General features: G+C 66.6%; 20 protein-coding genes. 19 read left to right on the top strand and 1 reads right to left on the bottom strand.

Annotated features, from left to right (window positions below):
• Both AAG801_RS31150 and AAG801_RS31145 read left to right on the top strand, forming a co-directional pair.
• Window positions 1-1,410: DUF3400 domain-containing protein (locus tag AAG801_RS31150; RefSeq protein WP_341891865.1), on the top strand; the 1,410-nt coding region annotated here is incomplete at its 5' end.
• The gene (locus tag AAG801_RS31145; protein ID WP_341891864.1) at window positions 1,407-1,844 is read left to right on the top strand and encodes an HIT family protein; all 438 of its coding nucleotides are present in this window, start codon (window positions 1,407-1,409) and stop codon (window positions 1,842-1,844) included. The genes AAG801_RS31150 and AAG801_RS31145, both read left to right, overlap by 4 nt.
• A 13-nt stretch (window positions 1,845-1,857) precedes the next feature.
• Here the strand turns inward: AAG801_RS31145 and AAG801_RS31140 are convergent, their stop codons facing one another.
• Window positions 1,858-2,478, bottom strand: coding sequence for a hypothetical protein (locus tag AAG801_RS31140; RefSeq protein ID WP_341891863.1), 621 nt, complete (start codon window positions 2,476-2,478; stop codon window positions 1,858-1,860).
• Between the two features lie 273 nt (window positions 2,479-2,751).
• On the opposite strand from AAG801_RS31140, the gene AAG801_RS31135 reads away from it, so the two are divergent.
• From AAG801_RS31135 to AAG801_RS31055, 17 genes are all read left to right on the top strand, one after another.
• A complete protein-coding gene (locus AAG801_RS31135; RefSeq protein WP_341891862.1) occupies window positions 2,752-3,165 on the top strand; it encodes a DUF971 domain-containing protein in 414 nt (137 codons plus the stop codon).
• Between the two features lie 168 nt (window positions 3,166-3,333).
• Window positions 3,334-4,065, top strand: a complete 732-nt coding sequence (gene ubiE / locus AAG801_RS31130) for a bifunctional demethylmenaquinone methyltransferase/2-methoxy-6-polyprenyl-1,4-benzoquinol methylase UbiE (protein WP_056578284.1) — start codon at window positions 3,334-3,336, stop codon at window positions 4,063-4,065.
• A 41-nt stretch (window positions 4,066-4,106) separates the two neighbouring features.
• Window positions 4,107-5,120, top strand: coding sequence for a Tim44-like domain-containing protein (locus tag AAG801_RS31125; protein WP_101488995.1), 1,014 nt, complete (start codon window positions 4,107-4,109; stop codon window positions 5,118-5,120).
• Window positions 5,121-5,284: 164 nt separating this feature from the next.
• Window positions 5,285-5,842 (top strand): hypothetical protein, encoded by a 558-nt coding sequence (locus tag AAG801_RS31120; RefSeq protein ID WP_099792297.1) that lies wholly within the window; start codon window positions 5,285-5,287, stop codon window positions 5,840-5,842.
• Window positions 5,839-7,404, top strand: coding sequence for a ubiquinone biosynthesis regulatory protein kinase UbiB (ubiB, locus tag AAG801_RS31115; protein ID WP_341891861.1), 1,566 nt, complete (start codon window positions 5,839-5,841; stop codon window positions 7,402-7,404). Before AAG801_RS31120 ends, ubiB begins: the two co-directional genes overlap by 4 nt.
• Before the next feature lie 19 nt (window positions 7,405-7,423).
• Window positions 7,424-8,872 (top strand): sodium:solute symporter family protein, encoded by a 1,449-nt coding sequence (locus AAG801_RS31110; RefSeq protein ID WP_341891860.1) that lies wholly within the window; start codon window positions 7,424-7,426, stop codon window positions 8,870-8,872.
• Between the two features lie 105 nt (window positions 8,873-8,977).
• Window positions 8,978-9,316, top strand: a complete 339-nt coding sequence (locus tag AAG801_RS31105; protein ID WP_341891859.1) for an FmdB family zinc ribbon protein — start codon at window positions 8,978-8,980, stop codon at window positions 9,314-9,316.
• Window positions 9,317-9,331: 15 nt separating this feature from the next.
• Window positions 9,332-9,964 (top strand): DUF502 domain-containing protein, encoded by a 633-nt coding sequence (locus AAG801_RS31100; protein WP_341891858.1) that lies wholly within the window; start codon window positions 9,332-9,334, stop codon window positions 9,962-9,964.
• Between the two features lie 36 nt (window positions 9,965-10,000).
• Window positions 10,001-11,809 carry an aspartate--tRNA ligase gene (aspS, locus tag AAG801_RS31095; protein WP_341891857.1) on the top strand — a complete coding sequence of 603 codons (1,809 nt, stop codon included), beginning with the start codon at window positions 10,001-10,003 and terminating at the stop codon, window positions 11,807-11,809.
• A gap of 64 nt (window positions 11,810-11,873) precedes the next feature.
• Window positions 11,874-12,143, top strand: coding sequence for a type II toxin-antitoxin system prevent-host-death family antitoxin (locus tag AAG801_RS31090; RefSeq protein WP_013543160.1), 270 nt, complete (start codon window positions 11,874-11,876; stop codon window positions 12,141-12,143).
• A gap of 6 nt (window positions 12,144-12,149) precedes the next feature.
• The gene (locus AAG801_RS31085) at window positions 12,150-12,467 is read left to right on the top strand and encodes a CcdB family protein (RefSeq protein ID WP_341891856.1); all 318 of its coding nucleotides are present in this window, start codon (window positions 12,150-12,152) and stop codon (window positions 12,465-12,467) included.
• Window positions 12,464-12,937 carry a dihydroneopterin triphosphate diphosphatase gene (gene nudB / locus AAG801_RS31080; protein WP_341891866.1) on the top strand — a complete coding sequence of 158 codons (474 nt, stop codon included), beginning with the start codon at window positions 12,464-12,466 and terminating at the stop codon, window positions 12,935-12,937. The genes AAG801_RS31085 and nudB overlap by 4 nt, the downstream gene beginning before the upstream one ends.
• Window positions 12,934-13,698 (top strand): endonuclease/exonuclease/phosphatase family protein, encoded by a 765-nt coding sequence (locus tag AAG801_RS31075; protein WP_192193302.1) that lies wholly within the window; start codon window positions 12,934-12,936, stop codon window positions 13,696-13,698. Before nudB ends, AAG801_RS31075 begins: the two co-directional genes overlap by 4 nt.
• Window positions 13,699-13,836: 138 nt before the next feature.
• Window positions 13,837-14,568, top strand: a complete 732-nt coding sequence (gene folE / locus AAG801_RS31070; RefSeq protein ID WP_192193301.1) for a GTP cyclohydrolase I — start codon at window positions 13,837-13,839, stop codon at window positions 14,566-14,568.
• A 3-nt stretch (window positions 14,569-14,571) separates the two neighbouring features.
• Window positions 14,572-14,994 (top strand): BLUF domain-containing protein, encoded by a 423-nt coding sequence (locus tag AAG801_RS31065; RefSeq protein WP_101489005.1) that lies wholly within the window; start codon window positions 14,572-14,574, stop codon window positions 14,992-14,994.
• Window positions 14,995-15,010: 16 nt separating this feature from the next.
• On the top strand, window positions 15,011-15,892 hold the full coding sequence (locus tag AAG801_RS31060; RefSeq protein ID WP_341891855.1) for a DMT family transporter: 882 nt from the start codon (window positions 15,011-15,013) through the stop codon (window positions 15,890-15,892).
• A 13-nt stretch (window positions 15,893-15,905) separates the two neighbouring features.
• Window positions 15,906-16,730, top strand: coding sequence for a DUF429 domain-containing protein (locus AAG801_RS31055; protein ID WP_341891854.1), 825 nt, complete (start codon window positions 15,906-15,908; stop codon window positions 16,728-16,730).
• The last annotated feature ends 71 nt before the right edge of the window (window positions 16,731-16,801 follow it).

Raw genomic sequence — 16,801 nt, 5'->3', positions numbered from 1 at the left:
TGCGGCAAGTGCAAGCCGGTGTGCGCCACGCACGTGCCGCGCGCCAACCTGCTGTACAGCCCGCGCAACAAGATTCTCGCGACCTCGCTGCTGGTGGAGGCCTTCCTCTACGAAGAGCAGACGCGGCGCGGCATCAGCATCAAGCACTGGGAAGAGTTCGAGGACGTGGCCGACCACTGCACCGTGTGCCACAAGTGCCTCACGCCGTGCCCCGTGAAGATCGACTTCGGCGACGTGTCGATGAACATGCGCAACCTGCTGCGCAAGATGGGCCAGAAGAGCTTCCGCCCTGGCAACGCGGCCGCGATGTTCTTCCTGAACGCGACCAATCCGCAGACCATCAAGGCGGTGCGCGCGGGCATGGTGGGCATCGGCTTCAAGGCGCAGCGCCTGGCCAACGACCTGTTGAGCCGTCTCGCGAAGAAGCAGACCGGCGCACCGCCGGCCACGCTGGGGCCTGCACCCATCAAGGAGCAGGTGATCCACTTCATCAACAAGAAGATGCCGGGCAACCTGCCGAAGAAGACGGCGCGCGCGCTGCTCGACATCGAGGACGCCGACTACGTGCCGATCATTCGCGACCCGAAGACGACCACGTCGGAAACCGAGGCGGTCTTCTACTTCCCGGGCTGCGGGTCGGAGCGGCTGTTCTCGCAGGTCGGCCTGGCCACGCAGGCCATGCTCTGGCACGCGGGCGTGCAGACGGTGCTGCCGCCGGGCTACCTGTGCTGCGGCTATCCGCAACGCGGCAGCGGCCAGTTCGACAAGGCCGAGAAGATGATCACGGACAACCGCGTGCTCTTCCACCGCGTCGCCAACACGCTCAACTACCTGGACATCAAGACGGTGGTGGTGAGCTGCGGCACCTGCTACGACCAGCTGCAGGGCTACCAGTTCGACAAGATCTTCCCGGGCTGCCGGATCATCGACATCCACGAGTACCTGCTCGAAAAGGGCATCACCCTGGCCGATGCGGGCGGTGGCGGCTACCTGTACCACGACCCCTGTCATTCGCCGATGAAGCTGCAGGACCCGATGAAGACCGTGAAGGCGCTGGTCGGCGACAACGTGCTCAAGAACGACCGCTGCTGCGGCGAGTCGGGCACGCTGGGTGTGTCGCGGCCTGACATCTCGACGCAGATCCGCTTCCGCAAGGAAGAAGAACTGAAGAAGGGCGAGGCTGAATTGCGCGAAAGCGGCGCTGTCGGCGCGACCGGCAACGTGAAGATCCTCACCAGCTGCCCGAGCTGCCTGCAAGGCCTCTCGCGTTACGGCAATGACCTGAACAACGGCCTGCTCGAAGCCGACTACATCGTGGTCGAGATGGCCAACAAGCTGCTCGGTGACGACTGGATGCCGAAGTACGTGGCGGCTGCCAACCAGGGCGGCATCGAGCGGGTGCTGGTATGACGGCAGTCGCGGGTTGCCCGCTGTGCGACACGCCCGGCGGGCGCGTCGTGTTCGAAGGCGCGAAGCTGCGCGTCATCCACGCACAGGAAGAAGGCTTTCCGGCCTTCTACCGCGTGGTGTGGCGCGACCATGCGGCGGAGTTCTCCGACCTTGATGCGGCCGACCGCTTGCTGTGCATGGAGGCCGTGGTGCGCGTGGAGCAGAGCCTGCGCGACGCGCTGGCGCCCACCAAGCTCAACATCGCCGCGCTCGGCAACATGGTGGCGCACCTGCACTGGCACCTGATCGCGCGCTTCGACTGGGACAGCCATTTTCCCGGGGCGGTCTGGGCCGCCGTGCAGCGGACGGCGCCGGTCGAGCGGCTGGCCGCCGTGCAGGCGCTGCTGCCGCAGGCGGAGGCCGACATGGTCCGCCGGCTCGCGACGCTGGCCTGAGGCCGTTTTTTTCCTAGCTGGCCGCGGCAGTGCGCGTTGCGCTGCCTGCCTTGCGGTCCGCGCAGGCCTGCTTGAATTCCGGCGTGGCGCGTGTTTCCTTCGAGAAGCGCTTCGAGGCCACGCTGCCGTCCTTGCACACGCGATCGAGTTCGGACTGTGCGCTCCTGTTGCCCGCATGCGCGGCATGGGCCAGCAAGCGCACCGCGTGGAAGGGCACGCCCGAGGTGCCGGACGACGCGGTGGCTGCCGCGGTCGTCGGCTGCGGTGCTGCTGCGGCCTTGACGGGCTCCGCAGGCAGCGTGCGTGCGGTGCTCGCCGAGGTCGGCAGGCGCTCGACAGCGATGAAGTCGCCGCTCTTGCCGGCGCGCTCGACCATTTGCCGGTAGCTGTCCATCATGAACGACGTGTCCTTGGGCGTGAGCTCCTTCGCCGGCTTGGCGAGGTAGGCCGCGACCTCGGGCGGCAGCGCGGCGTTCACGGTGCTCAGTTCATGCGCGCCGCCGAAGCCCCGCGAGCCTGCTTGGGCGGCATGCGCCGCGTCGTCGCCCAGCGCCATCGCGCCCTTGGCGGCCACGCCCGTCGCGCCTTCGGCCGCCACCGCACCGGCGCCGACCGCCGCGCCTTTGCCCGCCACGCCAGCCGCTTTTCCTGCCGTCGCAGCTTTGCCCGCCGCCTTGCCGATCAGACCCCAGAAAGCGTGGGCGGGCGGGGCGAGGGCCGCACCCGCGAGCGCGGCGCAAAGGACGAGGGCGGCCCGGTTCGGACGCGACAGGAGGAGGAGAAAGCGTGTGCGTGACGGCATGCCGCAATGCTAAGCGCAGGCAGCGGGCACGCCGCCGCGGAGCGCGCGGCATACTGCGCGACTCCGATCCCTTTTCTCTTTTCTCTTCCTTCGAACGGATTCCCCATGGCAGGTTTGCAAGCCGGCGCGCCGACGCCCCAATCGATCACCGTGCACGGCCAGTCGCGCGTGCTCGAAGTCGGCTTCTCGGACGGCGCGAGCTTCCGCATTCCCTTCGAGCTGATGCGCATCTATTCGCCGTCGGCCGAAGTGCAGGGCCACGGCCCGGGGCAGGAGGTGCTGCAGACGGGCAAGCGCGAGGTCGAGCTGGTCGGGCTCGAGCCGGTCGGCAACTACGCGGTGCAGCCCGCCTTCAGCGACGGCCACAACTCCGGCATCTACACCTGGAGCCTGCTGTACGACCTGGGCGCGCGGCAGGCTGAACTGTGGGCCGACTACGAACGGCGCCTGGCCGCGGCCGGTGTGGACCGCGATGCGCCGATGGCCGACAAGGGCGGCAGCGCCTGCAGCAGCCACTGAGCGCGAGACCGAGGGTAAACATACCCTGTTGCTATTGAAAAGATAGCCTTGCACATAGCAAAGACGCGCGTTGCGGCGGCTCTGCGTTGGAGGAAAAAGCAACAAATGTCCGCCGTGCCCGCGGGGTCGTCGCCTTGAAGGAATGCCTTCCGGCCTAACATCCACCGCATGAGTACAACCCACTTCGGCTTCGAGAAAGTCGACGAAAGCGAGAAGGCGCAACGCGTTCGCGGCGTCTTCGACTCGGTGGCCTCGCGCTACGACATCATGAACGACCTGATGTCCGCCGGCCTGCACCGGGCATGGAAGGCCTACACCGTGATGGTCGCGAACGTGGGCGAAGGCTCGCGCGTGCTCGACATTGCGGGCGGCACCGGCGACCTCGCGCTCGCCTTCTCGAAGAAGGTCGGCGCCACCGGCCAGGTGGTTCACACCGACATCAACGAAGCCATGCTGCGCACCGGCCGCAACCGCCTGCTCGACGCCGGCGTGGTGCTGCCCACCACGGTCTGCGACGCCGAAAAGCTGCCCTTTCCCGATGACCACTTCGACGTGGTCACCGTGGCCTTCGGCCTGCGCAACATGACGCACAAGGACGTCGCGCTCAAGGAGATGAACCGCGTGCTCAAGCCGCGCGGCAAGCTGCTGGTGCTCGAGTTCTCGAAGGTCGCGAAGCCGCTCACGAAGGCCTACGACTGGTATTCGTTCAACGTGCTGCCGCGACTGGGCAAGCTCGTGGCCGGCGACGACGCGAGCTACCGCTACCTGGCCGAATCGATCCGGATGCATCCCTCGCAAGAGGAGCTCAAGACCCTCATGAAAGAGGGCGGTTTCGGACATGTGGACTATCACAACATGACGGGGGGAATTGCAGCCCTCCATGTTGGAATCAAGTGTTGATCACGATGACGACGCGATTTTTTCGCTCAAGAGGAGACGGCATGAAGAGTTTGGGTTCTTTGTTTTTGGCGGCTGCGCTGGTGCTGGTGAGTGTTCAGGCGGAAGCCGCTCGCATGGGCGGCGGCAAGTCCGTCGGTCGCCAGTCGTCTAACGTGACGCAGCGCCAGGCCACGCAACCCGCGGCCCCTGCGCAGCAGAACGCGACCAATGCGGCGCCGAAGCCCGCAACGCCCGCCGCCGCTGCACCGAAGCGCCCGTGGGGCGCGATGCTCGGTGGTCTCGCCGCCGGCCTGGGTCTGGCATGGCTCGCGAATTCGCTGGGCCTGGGTGCCGGCTTCGCCAACATCCTGCTGATCGCGCTGCTGGCCTTTGCCGCACTCGCGGTGTGGCGCATCTTCAAGGCGCGCTCGGCCGCGTCGTCGGGCAACGCCAACCGCCAGGGCGCTTTCGCGTTCCAGGGCGCCGGCAACCCCGCCGATGCACGCGCACCGGCACAGTACAGCCCGGCCAACGTCGGCAACGACGCCTCGGCACGGCCGTGGGAGCGCAACGCCACGGCGTTCGATGCCACGCCTGCCGAGTCGGAGCGTCACGGCAGCAGCCTGTCGGCCGCGGGTGCCGCAGCCGGCGGCAGCATGATCGGTTCGGCGCTCGCCGGTTCGCAGTCCTGGGGCGTCCCCGCGGGCTTCGATGCCGACGGTTTCCTGACCGCCGCCAAGCGCAACTTCGTGACCCTGCAAGACGCCTGGGACCGCGCCGACGTGTCGATGCTGCGTTCCATGATGACCGACAGCATGGTCGAAGAGATCCGCACGCAACTGGCTGATCGTGCCAGCCACACCGGTGGTTCGTCGAACAAGACCGAAGTCGTGATGCTCGACGCCAAGCTGCTCGGCATCGAAGAGCTGCCCGACGCCTACATGGCGAGCGTGGAGTTCTCCGGCATGATCCGCGAAGACGCCTCGGCAGGCCCGGCGCCGTTCCGCGAAGTCTGGAACATGACCAAGACCGGCAGCGCTGGCTGGTTGGTGGCAGGCGTGCAAGCGCTGCAGTGAAGTAAAAGGCTCGCCCCCAGGCTTCGCGCACTGCGTGTCGCTTCTCCAACCCCCTACCGGGGGCAACACCTGCGGCCCGGCAAAGCCGGTTCCGCGGTGTTTATGAAAGGAGACGATGCAGTTCACGGGTTACGGGGCGCAGCACTGACGGGATAATGGGGACCATGGCTACACCATCGTCCCCTTTTTCTTTGCTCGGCGACCTGTTCAACCGCATCGGCGAACGCCTGCAACCGCCGGACTGGGCGGTCCACGAGATCCAGCACCGCGTGGTCCTGTTCATGAACCACGTGCTGCAGCAGGAGCCCGAAGCACAGCAGCGGCTGCTGCGCCAGCAGGGCAGGGTGGTGCGCTTCCAATGGCGCTTCGTGACGATGGAACTGGTGGCCACGCCGGCCGGTCTGCTCGACCTGGCACCCGCCGGGTCCACGCCCGAACTCACGCTCACCGTGATCGATGACTCCCCCTTCGACATCGCCCGCGCCACGCTGCGCGGCGACAAGCCTTCCGTGCAGATCGTCGGCGACGTGCAGCTCGCGGCCGAGGTCAACTGGCTGGTCGACCACGTGCGCTGGGACGTCGAGGACGACCTGGCCCGCGTGATCGGCGATGTGCCCGCGCACACGCTGGGCAACGGCGTGCGCCGCGTGGTGGGCGCGCTGCGCCAGTTCGTCGGCGACCGCTCGGCCCGTGCCGGTGGTGCGGCGGGCCACGCCGAATGAGTCGCTTCTATCGCGGCCTGTTCATCGTCTGGGTCGCACTGCGCTATGGCCTGGACGAGCTCGTGCTCACGAGCTTCCAGAAGCCCTGGCTGCGCGTGGTGGCACGCATCGTTTCTGTCGGGCGCAACCTCGACGCACCGCGCGGCCAGCGCCTGCGCGAGGCGCTGGAGCGGCTGGGCCCGATCTTCGTGAAGTTCGGCCAGGTGCTGTCCACGCGCCGCGACCTGCTGCCGCCCGACATCGCCGACGAACTCGCCTTCTTGCAGGACCGCGTGCCGCCGTTCCCTTCGGCAGTGGCCATTGCGACCATCGAGCGTGCCTTCCGCCGCCCGGTGAGCGACGTGTTCGTGCAGTTCGACGAAACGCCCATTGCCAGCGCCTCGATCGCGCAGGTGCACTTCGCGACCATCCGCACCAACCAGGGCGAGATCCGCGACGTGGCGGTGAAGGTGCTGCGCCCCAACATGCGCGGCGTGATCGAGAAGGACCTCGCGCTCATGGCCATGATGGCCGGCTGGATCGAAGGCCTCTCGGCCGACGGCAAGCGCCTGAAGCCGCGCGAGGTGGTCGGCGAGTTCGACAAGTACCTGCACGACGAGCTCGACCTCGTGCGCGAGGCGGCCAATGCGGCCCAGCTGCGCCGCAACATGGCCTCGCTCGACCTGGTGCTGATCCCCGAGATGTTCTGGGACTTCTGCCACCCCGAGGTGATGGTGATGGAGCGCATGAACGGCGTGCCCATTGCCCAGCTCGACAAGCTGCGGGCGGCTGGCGTCGACATTCCCAAGCTCGCGCGCGACGGCGTGACGATCTTCTTCACGCAGGTGTTCCGCGACGGTTTCTTTCACGCCGACATGCACCCGGGCAACATCCAGGTGAGCCTGGCGCCCGAGACTTTCGGGCGCTACATCTCGCTCGACTTCGGCATCATCGGCACGCTCACCGAGTCCGACAAGGAGTACCTCGCGCAGAACTTCGCGGCCTTCTTCCGGCGCGACTACAAGCGCGTGGCCGAGCTGCACCTCGAAAGCGGCTGGGTGCCGCAGGGCACGCGCATCGACGAGCTCGAGGCCGCGATCCGCACCGTCTGCGAGCCGTACTTCGACCGGCCGCTGAAGGAGATCTCGCTGGGCATGGTGCTGATGCGCCTGTTCCAGACCTCGCGCCGCTTCCACGTCGAGATCCAGCCGCAGCTGGTGCTGCTGCAGAAGACCTTGCTGAACATCGAAGGCCTGGGTCGCAGCATCGACCCCGAGCTCGACCTCTGGGCCACGGCCAAGCCGTTCCTCGAGAAGTGGATGCTCGACCAGATCGGACCGAAGAAGCTGTTCCAGCAGCTGCGGGCCGAGGCGCCGCGCTACGCGAAATTGCTGCCGCAGTTGCCGCGCTTGCTGCACGATTTCCTGGAAAATCGGCCGCCCGATCACCGCCGCGAGTTGCTGGAGCTGCTGGCCGCGCAGAAGCGCACCAACCGGCTGCTGCAGGCCATTCTTTATGGCGGCATCGGATTCGTCCTGGGTTTGCTCGCCATGCAACTGCTGGTGCGCGTGCGTTTGTTCTAGAGGCTGGAGGAGTTTCACCGTGTTGTTGACGCTGGTCATCGTCTATCTGCTGGTCACCATCGCCATCGGCCTGTATGCGGCCAAACGGGTGAAGAACACCACCGACTTCGCGATCGCGGGGCGGCACCTGCCGCTGTTCATGATCGTCACGACCACCTTCGCGACCTGGTTCGGGTCCGAGACGGTGCTCGGCATCCCGGCCAAGTTCATCGAGGGCGGCCTGAGCGGCGTGGTCGAAGACCCGTTCGGCGCGGGCACCTGCCTGATCCTGGTGGGCCTGTTCTTCGCGGGCAAGCTGTACCGCATGACGCTCTTGACGATCAGCGACTACTACCGCGAGCGCTACGGTCGCAGCGTGGAAGTGGCCTGCTCGCTGATCATCATGCTGAGCTACCTGGGCTGGGTGTCGGCGCAGGTCACGGCGCTGGGGCTGGTGTTCAACGTGCTCTCGGCCGGCGCCATCAGCATCCCGGTGGGCATGGTGATCGGTGTGGTCTCGATCCTGGCCTACACGCTGTTCGGCGGCATGTGGTCGGTGGCCGTGACCGACTTCATCCAGATGATCATCCTGGTCATCGGCCTGGCGGTCATCGCGATGTTCGCGGGCGACATGGCCGGAGGCGCCGACAAGGTGATCGCCTTCGCGGTCAGCAAGGACCTCTTCAAGTTCTGGCCCGAGCCCAACTGGCACGACATGGTGTTCTTCTTTGCCGCGGCCATCACGATGATGCTGGGCTCCATTCCGCAGCAGGACGTGTTCCAGCGCGTGATGTCGGCCAACAGCGTCAAGGCCGCGACGCGCGGCCCGGTGATCGGCGGCGTGGCGTACATCCTGTTCGCCTTCGTGCCGATGTTCCTCGTGGCCAGCGCGCTGCTCATCATGCCGGAGGAGGTGGCCGTGCTGCTGAAGGAAGATCCGCAGAAGGTGCTGCCCACGCTGGTGCTGCAGAAGATGCCGTTCGTGATGCAGGTGCTGTTCTTCGGCGCGCTGCTGTCGGCCATCAAGTCGACCGCCTCGGCCACCTTGCTGGCGCCCAGCGTCACCTTCACCGAGAACATCTGGCGCCAGTTCCGCCCCGCCGGCACCGACCGCGAGAACCTGATGACGATGCGCATCACGGTGCTGCTGTTCAGCGCCGCTGTGCTGGCCTACGCCATCCGCATGCAGGGCACGCCGATCTACGAACTGGTGTCGGGCGCCTACCAGGTGCCGTTGGTCGGGGCCTTCGTGCCGCTGGTGTGCGGCCTGTACTGGCGCCGCGCCACCACCCAGGGCGCCATCACCTCGATCGCCGGGGGCATCGGTGTCTGGCTGCTGTTCATGGCGATGCCTTGGGGCACCGCATTCCCGGCCCAGCTGGCCGGCGTGCTGTCCGCGTTCGTGGGCATGGTCGTCGGTTCGCTGCTGCCGCAATGGATAGTGGACACTCACACGCCGCACCGCCTCGTGGCGACCGAGCCGGCCTGACGAAGGGCAGGGCCGCACCCCGTGCGGCCCTGTGGGCGGGGGCGCCCCTATAATCGAGGGCTTTGCGAGCGGCAGCTGCGTCGCTCATTTCCACCCCGATTCCCCATGCCCATTTACGCCTACAAGTGCAGTTCCTGCGGCTTTGCCAAGGACGTTCTGCAGAAGATGTCGGACACGCCACTCTCGGTGTGCCCGGAATGCGGTGCGAGCGCATTTGAAAAGCAGGTCACCGCCGCCGGCTTCCAGCTCAAGGGCTCGGGCTGGTACGTGACCGACTTCCGCGAGGGCGGCGGCAAGAAGTCCGAGGCCCCCACCGCGCCCGCCGCTTCCAGCGACAGCGCCAAGTCGGCCGACGCTTCTTCTTCGTCCTCCGCCTCCAGCCCGGCACCGGCGCCCGCGCCGGCCCCCGCTGCGGCACCGGCTGCCGCCAAGAGCGGCGACTGACGGAACCTCCCTCCCATGTCCGCCCTGCGCAAATGGTTGTTCTCCGGCTTGCTGGTGATCGTTCCGCTGTTCATCACCCTGGCGGTGCTGAAGTGGATCATCGACACGCTCGACCAGACGCTGTGGGTGCTGCCGGGCGCATGGCAACGCTGGCTGTACGACAACAACATCCGCGGGCTTGGCGTGCTGCTCACGCTGGCCATCCTGCTGGTGGTCGGCGCCATTGCGAGCAACTTCGTCGGCAAGCGCCTGCTCGGCTGGGGCGACGCCGTGGTGCGGCGCATTCCGGTCGTGCGCTCGATCTACTCGAGCGTCAAGCAGGTGTCGGACACGCTGTTCTCCGAGAACGGCAACGCATTCCGCACGGCAGTGCTGATCCAGTGGCCGCGCGAGAGCGTGTGGACCATTGCCTTCGTGACCGGCGCGCCGGGCAACGAGGTGGCCGAGTACCTGGGCACCGAGGAATTCCTCAGCGTCTACGTGCCGACCACGCCCAACCCCACGGGCGGCTACTTCGTCATGCTCAAGCGCAGTGACTGCGTCGAACTGAAGATGAGCGTGGACGAAGCGCTCAAGTACATCGTCTCGATGGGCGTGGTCGTTCCAGGCGGCCCCTCCTCGGTGGCGATCAAGCCATCCCACTCATAAATCGAACGCGCCACGACGGCGCCGGAAGTCATCCCTATGGCCATGCGTACTCACTATTGCGGTCTTGTGACCGAAGCCCTGTTGGGCCAGACCGTCACCCTGTGCGGGTGGGTCAACCGTCGCCGTGACCACGGCGGCGTGATCTTCATCGACGTGCGCGACCGCGAAGGCTACGTGCAGGTGGTGTGCGACCCCGACCGCGCCTCGACCTTCGCCGTGGCCGAGAACCTGCGCAACGAGTTCTGCGTGCAGATCACCGGCCTCGTGCGTTCGCGCCCCGAAGGCACCACTAACGACAGCCTCAAGAGCGGCAAGATCGAAGTGCTGTGCCACGAACTGAAGGTGCTCAACCCCTCGGTCACGCCCCCGTTCCTGCTGGACGACGACAACCTGTCGGAAACCACCCGCCTCACGCACCGCGTGCTCGACCTGCGCCGCCCGGCCATGCAGCGCAACATGATGCTGCGCTACAAGGTGACGATGGAAACGCGCAAGTTCCTCGACGCCAACGGCTTCATCGACATCGAGACGCCGATGCTCGGCAAGTCCACGCCCGAAGGCGCGCGCGATTACCTCGTGCCCAGCCGCGTGCACGACGGCAGTTTCTTCGCGCTGCCGCAGTCGCCGCAGCTGTTCAAGCAGCTGCTGATGGTGGCCGGTTACGACCGCTACTACCAGATCGTGAAGTGCTTCCGCGACGAAGACCTGCGCGCCGACCGCCAGCCTGAATTCACGCAGATCGACATCGAGACCTCGTTCCTCGCCGAAGAAGAAATCCGCGAGATGTTCGAAGGCATGGTCCGCACCATGTTCCGCAATGCCGCGGGCATCGACCTGCCGGTGTTCCCGACCATGAGCTACGCCGATGCGATGTTCAAGTACGGCTCGGACAAGCCCGACCTGCGCGTGAAGCTCGAATTCACCGAACTCACCGAGCTGATGAAGCGCGTCGAGTTCAAGGTGTTCTCGAACGCCGCCACCATGACCGGCGGCCGCGTGGTTGCACTGCGCGTGCCCGGCGGCGGTGCCGAGGGCGGCATGTCGCGCGGTGAAATCGACGCGTACCAGGAATTCGTGAAGATCTACGGCGCCAAGGGCCTGGCCTACATCAAGGTCAACGATGCAGCGGCCGGCCGCGAAGGCCTGCAAAGCCCGATCGTCAAGAACCTCGACGACGCCACGCTGGCCGAGATCATCGCCCGCACCGGCGCGTGCAACGGCGACATCCTGTTCTTCGGTGCCGACAAGGAAAAGGTCGTCAACGACGCCATCGGCGCGCTGCGCGTGAAGATCGGCCACAGCCCCTTTGGCAAGAAGGCCGGCCTGTTCGACGACCGCTGGGCACCGCTGTGGGTGGTCGACTTCCCGATGTTCGAGTTCGACGAGGAAGGCCAGCGCTGGAGCGCCGTGCACCACCCGTTCACCGCACCGAAGGACGGCCATGAAGACCTCATGGACACCGCGCCCGAGAAGTGCATCGCCAAGGCCTACGACATGGTGCTCAACGGCATCGAGATGGGCGGCGGCTCGGTGCGTATCCACCGCGAGGAAGTGCAGAGCAAGGTGTTCCGCGCGCTGAAGATCAGTGCCGAAGACGCACAGCTCAAGTTCGGCTTCCTGCTGGACGCGCTGCAGTACGGCGCCCCGCCGCACGGCGGCATCGCCATCGGCCTGGACCGCCTCGTCATGCTCATGACCGGCGCCGAGTCGATCCGCGACGTGATCGCCTTCCCCAAGACCCAGCGCGCCCAAGACCTGCTGACGCAGGCGCCGAGCCCGGTCGACGAGAAGCAGCTGCGCGAACTGCACATCAAGCTGCGCAATACGCCGCAAGCCGCGGTCTGAGGCCAGCAGGTTGGCACGGGCAGGGTGATTGGCTAAAATGGCTAATCACTCCCCGGAGCCAGCCATGCAGATCACCGCCACCGAAGCCAAGAACCGATTCGGCTACTACCTCGGCCAGGCCGAGCGCGAACCGGTGCATGTAATGAAGAACGACCGCGTGGCGGTCGTTCTTGTTTCCGCGGCGCGCTTCGCCGAACTTGAAGCGCTTGAAAAGCAGAAGTCGATGGCGCAGCGCAAGCGCGAGTTCAACGAGGAATACAAGGACTGGATTGCTGCGCAGAACGAGCTGGTCGAGACGCACGGTGTCTTCGGCGAAAACTTTCGCCCCTGGTAAGCACCCGTGGCGCAATTCGACATCTACGCCAATCCCGACAAGGCCCAGCGCACCGCATTCCCGTGGTGCGTCGACATGCAAAGCGACCTGCTCGGCGTGTTGCCGACGCGGTTGGTCATGCCGCTGACCACCCAGAAATACCTGCCGCCCAAAGCGCCGCACCGGCTGTGCCCGCCCGTCCAATGGGACGGCGAGACTTTCTTTGCGCTGCCTCAGATGACCTCGCCTTTCCGCGTGAAAGACCTGGGCACCGCGAAAGGCAACGTGCGCATCGCTTCGAATGACCTGGTGGCTGCACTTGATGCGGTCATCAGCGGCGTCTGAACACTGCTGTGAAGCCTTTCAAGATCCCGGAGTCGGTGCTGGTCGTGATCCACACGCCCGCACTCGACGTGCTGCTGATCCGGCGCGCCGATGCCCATGAGTTCTGGCAATCGGTCACCGGCAGCAAGGACTCGCTCGACGAGCCGCTCATGCTCACTGCGGCGCGCGAAGTGGCTGAGGAAACCGGCATCCAGTGCGGCGAGGGCACGCCGCTGGCCACGCAGCTGGTCGACTGGCAGCTGCGCAACATCTACGAGATCTACCCCGGCTGGCGCGCCCGCTACGAGCCCGGCATCACCCACAACACCGAGCACCTGTTCGGCCTGTGCGTGCCCGAGCGCCTGACGCCCGTGCTCGCCGCGCGCGAGCACACCGACTGGCAATGGCTGCCGTACCGAGAGGCAGCAGACGCCTGCTTTTCCCCGTCGAACGCCGAAGCCATTCTGTTGCTGCCAGAATTTGCGCAATGAACCCACCGGCAGCCTCCGCAGCGCACAACCTCCGGGTCGCGACCTACAACATCCACAAGGGTGTGCAGGGCATCGGGCCGGCACGTCGGCTCGAGATTCACAACCTGGGCCACGCCATCGAGCAGCTCGATGCCGACATCGTCTGCCTGCAGGAAGTGCGCAAGATGAACCGCCAGGCCGCCGCGCGCTTTCCGCGCTGGCCCGAACTGCCGCAGGCCGACTTTCTCGCGCCCGAGGGCTACACGGCCGTCTACGAGACCAATGCCGTCACGCGCCACGGCGAGCACGGCAATGCGCTGCTCACGCGCTGGCCGGTGATCCGCACCAGCCACCAGGACATCTCCGACCACCGCTTTGAACAGCGCGGCCTGCTGCACGCGGTGATCGAGGTGGAAGGCCGCCCGATCCACGCCATCGTGGTGCACCTGGGGCTCATCAAAGGCAGCCGCGTGCGGCAGGTGGCGCGGCTGCGCGAGTTCATCGAGCGCGAGGTGCCGGCCGACGAGGCCGTGGTAGTGGCCGGCGACTTCAATGACTGGGGCGCACGCATGCGCTACGCCATGAACGCCATGGGCCTGCGCGACGCCAGCGATTTGCGGGGCCCGCGCACGCTCACGTATCCGTCGCGGCTGCCGGTGGCGCAGCTCGATTTCGTCTACGGGCGCCAGCTCGAGCCGCTGTCTTGCTCCGTTCCACGCGGCCCCATTTGGGCCCGCATGTCCGACCATCTTCCGCTGGTAGCCGACTTCGCGTTGGCCTGAGCTCGCCCCCAGGCTTCGCGCACTGCGTGTCGCTTCTCCAACCCCTACCGGGGGCAACACCTGCGGCCCGGCAAAGCCGGTTCCGCGGTGTTCCCCCTCTGGCGGTGCTGAAAAAGGGTTCACTGATACCATCCGCAGATGCTGAGGAAAACCGACGTCGAACCGCTTCCCGATCGAAAAGACGATGACGAGGGCACCCCCGTCTCCGTCAAGATCCGCGAGCGACTGAATGCAGCGCGCAAGCGTTTCCACGCCAACGACAACATCGCCGAGTTCATCCAACCCGGTGAACTGGAGTCGCTGCTCGACGAGGTCGAGGTCAAGATGAAGGGCGTGCTCGAGAGCCTCGTCATCGACGTCGAGAACGACCACAACACCGACAACACCGCGCGCCGCGTGGCCAAGATGTACCTCAACGAGGTGTTCCGTGGCCGCTACGTGCCGCCGCCGCCGCTCACCGAGTTTCCCAACGCTGAGCACCTGAACGAGCTGATGATCGTCGGCCCGATCACCGTGCGCAGCGCCTGCTCGCACCACTTCTGCCCGATCATCGGCAAGCTCTGGATCGGCGTGATGCCCAACGAGCACACCAACGTGATCGGCCTGTCGAAGTACGCGCGCCTGGCCGAATGGGTCATGGGCCGTCCGCAGATCCAGGAAGAAGCCGTGGTGCAGCTGGCCGACCTGATCCAGGAAAAGACGCAGCCCGACGGCCTCGCGCTCGTCATGGAAGCCGAGCACTTCTGCATGGCCTGGCGCGGCGTGAAGGAAATGGACAGCAAGATGATCAACTCCGTCATGCGCGGCGTGTTCCTCAAGGACCCGAGCCTGCGTCGCGAATTCCTTTCCCTCCTGCCACGAAAGAGCTGAGCCATGCTGGTCCGTCTTCTTTACGCCAGCCGCGCCGTCGATACCAGCCCCGAGGCCATCGAGGCGATCCTCGCGAAATCGCGCACGCACAACCCGGCCTGCGGCATCACCGGCATCCTCTGCTACGGCGCCGGCACCTTCCTGCAGGCCATCGAGGGCGGGCGTGACGCCATCAGCGATCTCTACGGCCACATCCAGCGCGATGCGCGCCACAAGGACGTGGTGCTGCTGCATTACGAAGAAATCTCCGAACGCCGTTTCGGCGGCTGGACGATGGGACAGGTCAACCTCTCGAAGCTCAACGCCTCGACGCTGCTCAAGTACTCCGAGAAGCCCGAACTCGACCCGTACAAGGTCTCGGGCAAGGTCTCGCTCGCGCTGCTCGAAGAACTGATGGCCACCGCGGCCATCGTCGGCCGCCACTGATCCCGGTTCCACCGGGGTGCCACTCTCCGCTTTTGCACTGATCCTGCTGGCCGGGGTCATTCATGCCAGCTGGAACATCGCCGCCAAGAAGGCGAACGGCGACTCGCGCTTCGCGTTCCAGAGCGGCGTCTTCATGGCCGTGGTGTGGGCGCCCGTGGGCATCACGCTTGGCTGGAGCGTCGTGCCGACCTGGGGCACGAAGGAGTGGACGTTCATCGTGCTGAGCGGCGTGCTGCACGTCTTCTATTACGTCGTGCTGCTGCGCGGCTACCGCAAGTCGGACCTCACCGTGGTCTATCCGCTGGCACGCGGCTCGGGGCCGCTGCTGTCGTCGCTGGTTGCGATCCTGTTCCTCGGCGAGAAGATCAGCCTCGTCGGCGTGGCGGGCATCTTCGGCGTGGTGCTCGGCGTGTTCCTGGTGGCCGGCGGCCCGCGCCTCTTTCACAAGAAGCACGACCCGGTGCAGCGCGAGCGCGTGCAGAAGGGCCTGCGCTACGGCGTGCTGACCGGCGCCTTCATCGCGGCCTACACGATCACCGACAGCTATGCGGTCAAGTTCCTTGCGATGTCGCCGATCCTGCTCGACTACATGAGTAACTTCGTGCGCCTCGTGCTGCTGTTGCCTGCGGCGCTGCAAGACCGGGCGACCACCGCGCGCATGTGGCGCGAGCAGTGGAAGTACGCGCTGCTGGTGGCGGCGATCAGCCCCGTCTCGTACGTGCTCGTGCTGTACGCGGTGCAGCAGGCGCCCATCTCGCACGTCGCACCGGCGCGCGAGGTGTCGATGCTGTTTGCCGCGCTGATCGGCGGGCACCTGCTGCGCGAAGGCGATCGCATGCTGCGCCTGCTGGGCGCGCTGTTCATCGCGGCGGGCGTGATCGCGCTCGCACTGGGTTGACCGAGGGCGGGCGATGCTCTTCGGTTGCGATTTCTCGAGCGCACCGACGGCCCGCAAACCCATCGTCGTGGCCGTCGGCAAGATGGCCGGCGCCGATGTTGTCGCGCTGACCGGTCTGCATCGCTTCGCCACGCTCGACGCGTGGGGCCAGTGGCTCGACCACAGCACGCCCGCCTGGGTCGGCGGCTTCGACTTTCCCTTCGGCCTGCCGCGTGAGCTGGTCGAGCACCTGCAATGGCCCACCGCATGGGATGCGCTGATCGCCCACTACGCCGCCCTGAGCCGCGCCGAAATCCGCGACACCTTCGCCGTCTTCTGCGCGGCGCGCCCGGTCGGCGGCAAGTTCGCGCACCGCGCGACCGATGCGCCGGCGGGGTCGAGCCCATCGATGAAGTGGGTGAACCCGCCCGTCGCCTACATGCTGCACGCCGGCGTGCCGCGCCTGCTCGCGGCGGGCGCGACATTGCCGGGCCTGCACAAGGGCATGCACACGGACCGCATCGCGCTGGAGGCCTACCCGGGCCTGCTGGCGCGCGAACTCATCGGCCGGCGCAGCTACAAGAGCGACGACCTCGCGCGCCAGTCGCCCGAGCGTGAGATCGCGCGCGCCGACCTGCTGGCCGGACTCGAGGCCGGGCGCACGCGACTGGGCCTGCGCCTCGAGCTCGCAGCCGCGCAGCGCGACGGGTTGCGCGCTGATGCCAAGGGCGACGAGCTCGATGCGGTGCTGTGCCTGCTGCAGGCCGCGTGGGCCCGCCAGCGCGCCGACAGCCCGAGGCCGGGCTACGGATTGCCGCAGGCCATGGACCCGCTCGAAGGCTGGATCGTCAGCGCCTGAGCCGCCTGCCGTCGCTTGCTTGTCCTACAGCGCTTCGGGCCTGCGGCGACACCCGGGCGCAGGCGACGGGG

Source organism: Variovorax sp. YR752 (genome assembly GCF_943372545.1).
This window is presented reverse-complemented; position numbering and strand designations above follow the sequence as displayed.